Source organism: Limosilactobacillus difficilis (assembly GCF_947387495.1).
Taxonomy (GTDB): Bacteria; Bacillota; Bacilli; order Lactobacillales; family Lactobacillaceae; genus Limosilactobacillus; species Limosilactobacillus difficilis.
In genome coordinates, this window is record NZ_CANDNU010000051.1 from 1 (window position 1) to 10,981 (window position 10,981).

The 10,981-nt window shown below is 46.8% G+C and carries 9 protein-coding genes and 9 tRNA genes; all 18 read left to right on the plus strand.

Annotated elements, in window-relative coordinates:
- Positions 1–122: 122 nt before the first annotated feature.
- Positions 123–214, plus strand: a tRNA-Ser gene (locus tag QOR82_RS07980).
- A 4-nt stretch (positions 215–218) separates the two neighbouring features.
- Positions 219–291 (plus strand) — tRNA-Glu (locus QOR82_RS07985).
- 8 nt (positions 292–299) lie between these two features.
- Positions 300–372, plus strand: a tRNA-Val gene (locus QOR82_RS07990).
- Positions 373–405: 33 nt separating this feature from the next.
- Positions 406–478 (plus strand) — tRNA-Phe (locus tag QOR82_RS07995).
- 5 nt (positions 479–483) lie between these two features.
- A tRNA-Tyr gene (locus tag QOR82_RS08000) sits at positions 484–566 on the plus strand.
- Between the two features lie 8 nt (positions 567–574).
- Positions 575–645: transfer RNA gene (locus QOR82_RS08005), tRNA-Trp, on the plus strand.
- 17 nt (positions 646–662) lie between these two features.
- Positions 663–737: transfer RNA gene (locus QOR82_RS08010), tRNA-His, on the plus strand.
- 50 nt (positions 738–787) lie between these two features.
- Positions 788–858 (plus strand) — tRNA-Cys (locus QOR82_RS08015).
- Positions 859–868: 10 nt separating this feature from the next.
- Positions 869–953: transfer RNA gene (locus QOR82_RS08020), tRNA-Leu, on the plus strand.
- A 251-nt stretch (positions 954–1,204) separates the two neighbouring features.
- Complete coding sequence (locus tag QOR82_RS08025) at positions 1,205–2,197, plus strand: asparaginase (protein ID WP_283584246.1); 993 nt, start codon at positions 1,205–1,207, stop codon at positions 2,195–2,197.
- A gap of 269 nt (positions 2,198–2,466) precedes the next feature.
- Positions 2,467–3,285, plus strand: coding sequence for a transporter substrate-binding domain-containing protein (locus QOR82_RS08030; RefSeq protein WP_283584247.1), 819 nt, complete (start codon positions 2,467–2,469; stop codon positions 3,283–3,285).
- 28 nt (positions 3,286–3,313) lie between these two features.
- A complete protein-coding gene (locus QOR82_RS08035) occupies positions 3,314–4,000 on the plus strand; it encodes an amino acid ABC transporter permease (protein ID WP_283584248.1) in 687 nt (228 codons plus the stop codon).
- A gap of 274 nt (positions 4,001–4,274) precedes the next feature.
- Entirely contained in the window at positions 4,275–5,954 is a 1,680-nt protein-coding gene (alsS, locus tag QOR82_RS08040; protein WP_283584249.1) for an acetolactate synthase AlsS, read from the plus strand.
- A gap of 17 nt (positions 5,955–5,971) precedes the next feature.
- Positions 5,972–6,688 (plus strand): acetolactate decarboxylase, encoded by a 717-nt coding sequence (gene budA, locus QOR82_RS08045; RefSeq protein ID WP_283584250.1) that lies wholly within the window; start codon positions 5,972–5,974, stop codon positions 6,686–6,688.
- Positions 6,689–7,020: 332 nt separating this feature from the next.
- Complete coding sequence (gene nrdD / locus QOR82_RS08050) at positions 7,021–9,249, plus strand: anaerobic ribonucleoside-triphosphate reductase (protein ID WP_283584251.1); 2,229 nt, start codon at positions 7,021–7,023, stop codon at positions 9,247–9,249.
- A 19-nt stretch (positions 9,250–9,268) separates the two neighbouring features.
- Complete coding sequence (gene nrdG / locus QOR82_RS08055; RefSeq protein ID WP_283584252.1) at positions 9,269–9,874, plus strand: anaerobic ribonucleoside-triphosphate reductase activating protein; 606 nt, start codon at positions 9,269–9,271, stop codon at positions 9,872–9,874.
- 19 nt (positions 9,875–9,893) lie between these two features.
- Positions 9,894–10,718, plus strand: coding sequence for a hypothetical protein (locus QOR82_RS08060; protein WP_283584253.1), 825 nt, complete (start codon positions 9,894–9,896; stop codon positions 10,716–10,718).
- 155 nt (positions 10,719–10,873) lie between these two features.
- On the plus strand, positions 10,874–10,981 hold a 108-nt coding region (locus tag QOR82_RS08065; protein WP_283584254.1), incomplete at its 3' end, for a transposase.

The window sequence follows — 10,981 nt, forward strand, 5'->3', positions numbered from 1 at the left end:
GAACACAGCAGTTAAGCTTCAGCGCGCCAAAAGTAGTTGGGGGATCGCTCCCTGCGAGGATAGGGCACTGCCGCGCTAATAAAGCTTTGGCCGCCTGGCTGGTTGCCAGGGCTTTGGATACTGGAGAGTTGTCCGAGCTGGCCGAAGGAGCATCATTGGAAATGATGTAAACGGGTTAAAGCCTGTTTCAAGGGTTCGAATCCCTTACTCTCCGTTATGACCCGTTGGTCAAGTGGTTTAAGACACTGCCCTTTCACGGCAGTAACATGGGTCCGAATCCCGTACGGGTCACTTATTTTGGAGGATTAGCTCAGTTGGGAGAGCGTCTGCCTTACAAGCAGAGGGTCACAGGTTCGAGCCCTGTATCCTCCATTGCAATTGAATATATTGCATACACACCGTAATGGCTCGGTAGCTCAGTTGGTAGAGCAACGGATTGAAGCTCCGTGTGTCGGCGGTTCGATTCCGTCCCGCGCCATTTATGGAGGGGTAGCGAAGTCTGGCTAAACGCGATGGACCGTAAATCCATTCCTTCGGGTTCGGTGGTTCGAATCCACTCCCCTCCATTTTTAATAGGGATATAGTTAAACGGTATAACTACGGTCTCCAAAACCGTCGTTGTGGGTTCGATTCCTACTATCCCTGCTCAACTGAATTTGATGGCGGTAATGGTGAAGCTTGGTTAACACATCGGTTTGTGGGTCCGACACGCGTGGGTTCGAATCCCACTTACCGCCCTTTAATTAGACGAGGTCTTTTTCCTCGTCTAATTGTTTCAAAATTTATTGGTGGTATAGCCAAGTGGTAAGGCACGGGTCTGCAAAACCCTTATCATCGGTTCAAATCCGATTACCACCTTTAATTATTTGCCTCTGTGGCGGAATTGGCAGACGCGCTGGACTCAAAATCCAGTTCCCGTTGAGGGAGTGTGGGTTCGACCCCCACCGGAGGCATTTTATATGGTTTGTAAAGCCTGTCATATCAACGTTTAGACCTTTGATCGTACATTATTTGTGCATCAAAGGTTTTTTAGATGTTTTAAAGGCATTTTTCGACTATTCGTCATTTATTTACCGGCGGACACTTCAATTGATGAACCAGCCAATAATCCTCGATTAGATTTTCCTCAGAATCGATTCTTCAGCCAATGTAAGGGGTTATAATATCTCTCGTCAGAGTAATTACAAGATAGGTGGGAAATGTCATGACACGCAAAAAACTCTTATTATTGTCGACTGGTGGAACGATTGCTTCTGTTGCCTCCGATGACGGACTAGTACCAGGAGAATCCGGCGAAGAATTAATTAAAATGATGGGTTCTTTGCCTTATGACATTACCGTCAAGGACATTCTAAGCTTGGATTCATCCAACATCCAGCCAGAGGAATGGAAGGTGATCGCACAGTCGATTTATGATGCGCGTCATGATTACGACGGGATTGTTGTCTCACACGGCACCGATACAATGGCCTATACAACGTCTATGATGACTTTTATGCTACAAGGCATCAATCTTCCGGTTGTCTTCACGGGAAGCCAAGTACCGATGAATGTTATCCTCAACGATGCCCAGTCTAATATGAAGTTGGCTTTCGCTGCCGCTGCTAATTTAGATCCCGGTATTTACCTTGCTTTTGACCGACAAGTGTTACGCGGATGCCGGGCAGTCAAGGTTCGCACGACGGCTTTCAATGCTTTTGAGAGTGTTAATTATCCCGTCGTTGCTCAAGTAACATCAGATGGTTTTGAAGTTCACGTCCATAATCACCAGGAAATAAAAGATTGTCGGCTCAACACCAATGTTGACAGCAACGTTTCGTTATTGAAATTGTTTCCAGGTTTTGATCCTTCATTATTAGAAGTGCTGGCACATAACGGCTGTCGGGGAATCGTGATTGAAGCTTATGGCCTCGGGGGTATGACTTTTATTAGAAGGAACTTGGTAGGAGCTGTTGGCAAATTGATTCGGCGGGGAATTCCCGTTATCGCTGCCAGTCAATGCCTTTACGAGCGGAGTGATCTTACCAAATACGAAGTTGGGCGACAAGCTTTATTGGAAGGGGCGATTAGCGCCCATGATATGACTTCTGAAAGTGCCATTACCAAGTTAATGTGGGCACTTGGTCAGGGAATGGACTTGCCAGCGATTACCAAATTCTTTGCGACTGATGTGGCAGGCGAAGTCACAATTCACTAAGTTATATTGCTACAATAATTTATCTGATGTGGTCATTAGTTGTAAACCAACTCCTGACCATATTTTGCGTTTTAATGCATTCTCAAATAGCCTCTGTATTCATACTCACCAATAAATATACATAAAATTTGCGAAAACACTTGATTTTTTTGCATGAAATGTGTATTATCAGAATCGTACTAATTTTTGATGAATAAACAACCGCTGAGAAGCAATAATATGCAAGCTTGGTGCGCGATATTGGTTCAATTGGGAATATGGAGGAAAAAATGAAGTTTAAGAAATTATTTGCGGGCGTTGCTCTCGCCGCACTTTTAGTTGGCGGCCTGGCAGGCTGTGGCAATAAAAAAGCTGATAATAGTGTGAAACGGATTCAGGACAAAAAGACCTTGACTATCGGGACTTCTGCCGACTTTGCTCCGTTTGAATTTCCGGTCGTTAAAAATGGTCATAAGGTTATTGAAGGTTATGACATCATGGTTGCCCAAAAGATCGCTGATGATCTAGGGGTTAAGCTCAAGGTTCAAAACATTGAGTTCCCTTCATTAATTAGTGAACTGCAGAATCACAAGGTTGACTTGGTGCTGGCCGGAATGACGAAAACCAAGAAACGGGAAAAAGCGGTTGACTTCTCAAGACATTACTACACTGAAAGTGAACGGATCCTGGTCAAGAAGGCGGATGCTAACAAGTATAAGAACAAAGCCGAAACCAAAGGAGCAACCTTTGGTGCTCAGCAATCATCAACCCAAGAAACTTTAGCCAAGAGTCAAACTAAGGCACATATCGTTACTGAAGCGCTAACTACTTCACTGACGACTGAACTGAAATCTGGTCGACTGGACGGGGTTGTATTGGCCAAGGTGGTCGCTGACGAGTACGTCAAGAAGTACCCTAACCAATACGCCGAAGCCAAGTATGACATGAAGGTGCCAACTTCACTCAAATATTTGAACATCGCCATTCCAAAGAACGAACCAGCTCTGAAGAAACGTGTCAACAAAGAAATTACTCATCTTGAAAAAACAGGGCAGCTGAACAAGATGTTCAAGAAGGCTCAACAGGAACAGGAAAAGAGCGGCAAGTAAAATAGCAACGACCTAAAAGGAGGATGCCATGTTTGATTTTATGGGCCATTATTGGCCAATGTTTCTCCAAGGAACATTACAAACCCTATTGATTTCCGTAATCGGTGTAATTATCGGTTTTCTAATTGGATTATTGATGACCTTAATGCGCATGTCCAGAATTAAAATCATTTCATGGATCGCCCGCATCTACGTCTCCGTTGTTCGGGGGACGCCATCGATGATTCAAGTGATGTTGATCTACTACCTCTTAGCTAAGACCCTGCCGATTCCATCTGTCCAGGTTTTGGGTTCTGGCTTAGACCGGATCATTCCTGGGGCCCTTGCCCTGGGGCTTAACTCGGGGGCTTATACTTCCGAAATCTTCCGTTCAGGGATTATTTCAATTTCAGCTGGCCAGACTGAAGCCGGACTTTCTCTCGGGTTGAGTCAACGGCAAACGATGTTCTCGATTGTCTTACCACAAGCATTGCGGAACTGCTTACCGGCAATGGGGAATGAATTTATCACCCTGACCAAGGAATCATCGGTTCTGTTCTATATCGGGGTTCAGGAAATTACTGCCGAGGCTCTTGGTGTTGGGGGAACGCTGTACAACTTCATTCCGCCGCTGATTGTGGCTGCAGCTATCTACTTCGTCATCACCCAAGTTTTGACTTTCCTGTTGAACTTGCTGGAGAATAAGCTGAGTAAAGGTTTTGCAGGTGCTAACTAAAAAAGACATAAAATTATTTCAAACAATTACTTATAGTTGTGGAAGGTCCACTAGCTTAGGCTGGTGGGCCTTTTCATGTGATTACTGTTCTTCCTTTCACAAAGTCCAAGCGGCAAAAAAATCTTTGTGCAAGACCGCCATGCTCTCCTAACTGCTGACGACAATCAGCCACTATGAAGGGCGTTGTGAAGATCTTTGCAATATTGCTTTGCCAATTTTTTCCGCTTAGAATGGTTACAAATATACCTTAGAATAAGAAGGGAGTTTGGTAAACATGCCGAAAAAAAGATATGGAGCAGACGTGGTGGTAGATAGTCTGCGTAAGCATCACATTGGGTTAGTTTTTGGAATTCCTGGTGCAAAAATTGACCGCCTCTTTGAGTCACTAGAGGATGGGACGGCTAATAATCCGAAATTGATTGTGACACGTCATGAGCAGAATGCTCTTTTTATGGCCCAGGCTTATGCCCGTTTAACGGGAAAGACGGGGGTCGCAATTGCAACGTCCGGCCCTGGTGTTGGGAACTTTACCACTGGTCTGATGACGGCTAGTGCCGAAGGGGATGCTGTGCTGGCAATCGGGGGACAAGTGCCGCGGAAGGATCTTCACCGGGCAACCCACCAGTCTGCACCGTCAACAATGATGCTGGCACCGATTACCAACTATGCGGCTGAAATTCAGGATCCAGAGAACATCTCAGAAATCATGGCGAATGCCTTTGAAGCAAGTCAGGGGCCGCGTCACGGTGCTTCCTTTGTCAGTCTGCCCCAGGACGTTGACGACGCACCCGTCAAGCACGACCCGATTCCGTACTATAATGGTGCTCAACGTGGCCCGGCCTCTCATCAACAATTGAGCAAGCTTGCGACGATGATCGCTCAGGCAAAGCTGCCAGTTCTTTTGGTCGGTTTACGTGGCGCTGATGACCGGGTAACAAGATCACTGCACCAGCTTCTGGAAAACTATCATTTGCCGGTTGTTGAAACTTACCAAGCTGCCGGGGTGGTCTCACGGGATCTGGAAAAGGTCTCTTACTTTGGTCGGGTAGGACTGTTCCGCAACCAAGTCGGTGACCGTCTGCTAGCGGCCAGTGATTTGGTCGTGACGGTCGGTTACGATCCAATTGAGTATGAACCACGGAACTGGAATAAAGAAGGACACCTACGAATCGTTGATTTAGATTCAACGGAGGCCCAAATTGACAACAGCTTCCAGCCGGAGATGCAGTTAGTAGGTGACATTGCTGATAGTCTCGATGATCTGGATAAATTGCTCAGCGGCTATGAATTGCCGGCTACGGCAGCTAGTCACCTCGCTAAATTCCGAACTGAATTGGTTCAGGAAGACAAGATTACTGAACCGGCCCCGAATGGCAAAACATCCCACCCGTTGGCGATTGTCGAAGCGATCCAAAAGCAAGTCAACGATGATACCATCGTTGCCGTGGACGTCGGTTCTCATTACATTTGGATGGCGCGGCACTTCCGCTGCTACAAACCACGGCACCTGTTAATTTCTAATGGGATGCAAACGTTGGGTGTTGGTCTGCCATGGGCCATGGTTGCTTCAATGCTTCACCCTGAACAGAAGGCGGTTGCCGTTTGTGGTGATGGTGGGTTCCTCTACTCAGGCGTCGAACTGGCGACGGCAGTAGCCCAGCATCTTAACCTGGTGATGGTGGTTTGGAATGATGGTGGCCACTATGACATGGTGCGTTTCCAAGAAGAACTGAAGTACAACAAAGCCGCTGGGGTTAAGTTCGGTGAAGTAGATGTTGTTAAGTACGCCCAGTCATTTGGTGCAACGGGTCTGCGGGTTAACAAGCCATCAGAACTGAATGCAGTGATGGCCAAGGCTTTCAAGACGCCAGGGCCGGTCGTTGTCGATGTACCGGTTGATTACAGCCATAACAAGGACCTGGCTACCAGCTTGGTTGATTCGGCACTGGGCTAATCAGGAGGCAAGACGTAATGAATGTACTTTATGAGCACGGAACATTGGCCATGTTGATGGCTAAGAACTTGGCGGGGACGATTACCCTTAAGGACTTGTTAAAACACGGCAGTTGCGGTTTAGGGACCTTTGAAGGGCTCGATGGTGAAGTGATGATTCTCGACAATCAGGTTTATCAGGCAGATAGTACCGGCCAGGTTCACCACATCACCGACATGACAACGACTTTGCCGTTTGCCTCAGTTCATTTTCCGAAAGATAAGCAGCCCGTGTCGCTAACAAAGGTGGATTTTGATCTCTTAAACAAGGATTTTGTTGCCCAGCATCAATTGCAAAACGTTTTTGCGGCTCTCCGTCTTCACGGCACCTTGTCAGACGTCCTCATCCGTATTGCGCCAAAGCAGAAGCGTCCTTATCCGAGCCTTCTCGAGGTGGCCCAGGGGCAGCCAACCTTCCCACGGCAAAATATCAGTGGGACGATTTTTGGCTACTACGCTCCAGAAGCCTTTGGTAGTATTACGGCTGCTGGTTGGCACTTGCACTTTTTGAGTGATGATCACCAGTATGAAGGTCACCTGCTCAGCTTTGCGGCTGCTCAGCTGATGGGGGATTATGAAGTCTTTGATCAATTGGATCAGCACTTCCCGGTAAATAATAAAGAGTTCCGCCAATCTGATGTTGATCTTGCTTCATTGCGGGAAGGCATCGCCCAGTCAGAGGGTCATCAAAATTAGTCGATTTTGCTGATTTACAAACTTGTGATTTTGGTCATGTAAGATCTTAAGAATCAATTTTTTTGAATTACGGGTTGATCAATCGTTATCCGGCAAAATATTGGTTCTTGACGACGCTTCGACGCAAAGGTATACTCATTTAGGACTTAGGGCAGAGTAAGGAAGAGGTTAACTAATCGAGTGATTAGTTTGCGAGCTTTCTTTTTGTCAGCAATAAGCACAAGATATTGTGGTTTGAGATTTGCTCAAATCTATATCTTGTGTTTTTTTGTTTTTCCAGGTAAGCTAGTAACTGTTGTCATTCAGAATAAAATTGATTGGGGTAATTTTCGATGAAAGTACAAACAACAGTTATCAATAGCTTGGATGCCCTCAAGGGAATTGAAGTGATCAAACGTGATGGTACAAAAACATCATTTTACTCGTACAAAATTAATTTAGTGCTTCGCGAGCTTAAGGCTGATGTTGACACTCAAAAGATTGTTGCCAGCCGCTTACTTCAACAATTAAAGGGGCAAGACAGCGTCGATACGGCGATGATTGCCAATATCATTGTCGATGCGCTGCGGGATGCAGGTCATGATGAAATGGCCGCTAGTTTCCTGAAGTTTCGGAAACTTGATGAAGAAGAATTTGCCAACGCGACGAACCCCCAGTACAAGTTAAACAAGTTGTTTGACCACAATTCTCGGGTGGTGCACGAAAACGCCAATAAAGATAGTAAGGTTTTTAACACGCAACGTGATTTGGAAGCCGGAGCGGTAAGTCGGGCGATTGGTTTGCGGATGCTACCCCAAATTGTCGCAAAAGCGCACATGCGTGGTGACATTCACTGGCACGACCTTGATTACTCGCCGGTAACACCAGAAACTAACTGTTGCTTGATCGACTTTGATGAAATGTTCAAGCATGGTTTCAAAATTGGTAATGCTTCGGTTTCTTCACCGCGGTCGATCCAGACGGCAACGGCCCAGATGTCACAGATCATCGCAAACGTTGCTTCACTGCAGTATGGTGGTTGCACCGCTAACCGGATTGACCAGGTCTTAGAACCATATGCAAAGATCAATTACGAGAAACACTTGAAGGATGCTAAGGAATGGATCGCCCCTGACAAGCAGGAAGCCTTCGCCAAGGAAAAGACGAAGAAGGATATCTACGATGCCATGCAAGCGCTGGAATACGAGATCAATACCCTCTACTCAAGCCAAGGCCAGACGCCGTTTACGACCATTAACTTTGGTCTCGGAACGAGTTGGATCTGCCGGGAAATTCAAAAGTCGATTTTGCGGATCCGGATCAAGGGCCTTGGCCGGGAACACCGGACGGCGATCTTCCCGAAACTGGTCTTTACGATCAAGCGCGGCCTCAACTTGAATCCTGGTGATCCGAACTACGACGTCAAGCAACTGGCATTGGAATGTTCGACGAAGCGGATGTACCCAGATCTATTGATGTACGACAAAGTGAAGGAGATTACCGGTTCCTTTAAGGCCCCGATGGGCTGTCGTTCCTTCTTGCAGGGTTGGAAAGACGAAAACGGCAAGGAAGTTAATTCCGGCCGGATGAACCTTGGGGTAGTCACTGTCAATTTGCCGCGAATTGCCCTCGAAGCTCAGGGTGATCGGAATCTCTTCTGGGATATCTTCAAGGAACGGATGAACATCTGCCATACCGCATTGAAGTATCGGATCAAGCGGACAAAGGAAGCAAAGCCGGAAAATGCACCTTTGCTATACATGTATGGTGCCTTCGGTAAGCGCCTCAAACGGACTGATAGTGTCGATGAAGTATTCAAGAATTCACGGGCAACAGTTTCTCTTGGTTACATCGGCCTCTACGAAGTCTGCACGACTTTCTATGGCCCTAACTGGGAACATAATAAGGAAGCTCATGACTTTGCCGTTTCTATCGTCAAGGCGATGCACGATGACTGTGCACAATGGGAAAAGGAAGAAGGCTATCACTACAGCCTGTACTCAACACCCGCGGAATCATTGACAGATACCTTCTGCCAGGACGATATTAAGAAGTTCGGCCGGATTGAAAACATTACCGACAAGGAATACTACACGAACAGCTTCCACTACGATGTCCGTAAACACCCAACACCGTTTGAAAAGTTGGAATTCGAAGAAGCCTTTCCGAAGTATGCGGCTGGTGGTTTTATCCATTACTGTGAATATCCGAATCTCCGTCAGAACCCGAAGGCTCTCGAAGCCGTTTGGGACTGGGCATATGATCATGTTGCTTACTTAGGTACCAATACTTCAATTGATCAGTGCTTCAAGTGCGGCTTTAAGGGCGAATTTGAGGCTACCGCCACCGGTTTTAAGTGTCCACAATGCGGGAATACTGACTCGGCAACCTGTGATGTTGTCAAGCGGACTTGTGGCTACCTTGGTAACCCAATGCAGCGACCGATGGTTCATGGCCGTCATGAGGAAATCATCCATCGTGTGAAGCACATGAATGCGGGGATGATCGCTAATGCCGCCAAATTTGAGCGCGACAAGCAGGCTGACAACGTGCGGATTCAGCACCATAGTCACGCGAACTAAATAGGGAGCGTCAAGAAAAATGCCAGAAGTTATTAAAGCCCACCATCCGCATCACCATCGCTTGCCTAATAATCCGAAACCCAAGGAGTGGTTAGCAGCTGACCATTCGATGCAGTACATTGCAGATTACAAGCCCTTTAACTTTGTCGATGGCGAAGGAGTCCGTTGTAGCCTTTATGTCAGTGGTTGCCTCTTTAACTGCCCTGGCTGTTATAACAAAGCGGCCCAGAACTTTCATTACGGCCAACCTTACACTCAGGACCTGGAAGACCAAATCATCGAAGATCTTGGTCACGACTACGTGCAGGGGCTGACGCTGCTCGGTGGGGAACCGTTTTTAAATACTCAGGTCTGCATCAAGCTGTGCAAGCGGGTGCGTCAAGAATTTGGTCACAAAAAAGACATCTGGTCCTGGTCGGGTTACACCTGGGAAGAGTTGTTAAAAGACTCGGATGATAAAAAGGAATTACTCGGTTTGGTCGACATTCTGGTTGATGGGCGCTTCCTTTTGGATAAGAAGGATTTAACCTTGCAATTCCGCGGCAGTTCCAACCAGCGGGTGATCGACGTTCACAAATCCCTTGATCAGGGACACGTTGTCATTTGGGATAAGTTAATGCATTAATAGAAAAGGACTTGATGAGATGGTTAATATAACCCAACAAGTCCAAGCTGCTAGTTCGGCTCAGCCGGACTGGCTTCAAAAAAAGCGTCAGTTGGCTAGTATGCTGCTGACGCGTTTTTCGAATGAGGACCTTGGTGCTGATTGGGTCGCAGCTTGGCAACAGCAGCCGCAGTTAGAGTGGCTTCATGAATCGGCAGAAGAGTCAACCGGAACGGTCTTTAACCAGCCTCTTGACCAGGCGACAGTCAGCTATCCGGCTCTTTGTCAGGAAAATTTGATGGAAAAGGGACTTTTTTGGCAGGATAAGCAGATTAACGCTTTGCACCTGGCCTTGCTCAACGGTGGCCGTTTGATTTACCTGCCTGATCAGACCCGCCCTGACCGTCCTTTGAAACTGCAAGGGACGATTACAGCCAGCAACTACCATACCCTGCTGATTGCCGGAGCCAACTCAGTTCTCCAGCTTCAGGACCAACGACAGTTTGTCAGCGGGCAGCCGGGGATGATGGGGTTGGAAATTTTACTTGGCCGCAATGCTCGAGTCCAATATCAGTGGGATGCAAAGTGTCAGATGGCAGCAACTTATTTTGGCCTCGGCTTTTATCAGGCACAGGATTCAAGCTTAATGCTGACGCTGGCTGGCCAGAATGGGCTTCGATCGGTTGTTGATCTGAAGGATGAGCTAGATGGCCAGGGGAGCCGGGTCCAGTTGACGATCGGCGGCCTGGCTCACCAAAGCATGCTTCGCTCCCAGATCGATTCTGGTGGGGCAAGTAGCAAGGCTAAACTGCTCACTTTGGCAGCTGACAAAAAATTTCAATGCAATGACCATTTCCGGTCTTAGATTATTAATTGCAGAAGCGATGACATGGTTCGTCATCAGCTTCTGCTTTTTTGAATTTGGGCAAGGAAACACGTTCTTTTAAGGACGCGATGAATTGCCCTACTTTTTTGGTCGTAGTGCATATGGATATCTTGTAATGTGATATAATTGTTGGTATGAAAGATATAAATAGACTTACATATGGGTGGACATCAGTCTACAATCTGAATTACCATATCATTTGGGGAACTAAATACCGTAACAAGGTTCTAAAAGGTCATATT